This window comes from Streptomyces sp. 8P21H-1, assembly GCF_013302945.1.
In genome coordinates, this window is sequence record NZ_JABTYA010000010.1 from 1 (window position 1) to 645 (window position 645).

The 645-nt window shown below is 76.4% G+C and carries 1 protein-coding gene; it reads left to right on the top strand.

Features of this window, described 5'->3' with window-relative positions:
* Positions 1 to 645: SDR family NAD(P)-dependent oxidoreductase (locus HO151_RS00205; RefSeq protein ID WP_173894116.1), on the top strand; the 645-nt coding region annotated here is incomplete at both ends.

Here is a 645-nt window from a genome sequence, read left to right on the forward strand (position 1 = left end):
AGCTGGCGGACGAACTGACCGCCCTGGGCGCCGAGGTGGAGACCGTCGCCTGCGACGTCTCCGACCGTGACGCGCTGGCGGACCTCCTCGCCGGGCGCGCGCTCACCGGCGTGGTGCACGCGGCGGGCGCCCTGGACGACGGCATGGTCTCCTCGCTGACCCCCGACCGCCTGGACCGGGTCCTGGCGCCCAAGGCACGGGCGGCCCTGCACCTGCACGAGCTGACCCGCGACATGGACCTGGGCGCGTTCGTCCTGTTCTCCTCCGTCGCCGGGGTGATCGGCACCCCCGGACAGGGCAACTACGCGGCGGCCAACGCCTTCCTCGACGCGCTGGCCGCACACCGCCGGGCGACCGGCCTGCCCGCCCAGTCCCTTGCCTGGGGCCTGTGGACGACCGACGACGGCATGGCCGGGGACCTGACGGACGGCGACCGGCAGCGGATGGACCGCGCGGGCCTGGTCGGGCTGTCGCCCGAGCAGGGACTGCGGCTCCTCGACGCGGCGAGCGCACTGGCCGCGCCGGCGCTGGTCCCCATGAACCTGGACACCAGGACACTGAACGCCGCCGACGTGCCCCCGGTCCTGCGGGGCCTGGCACGCGGCTCCGCACGGCGCGTCGCGTCGGCGGACCAGGCGGGCGGGG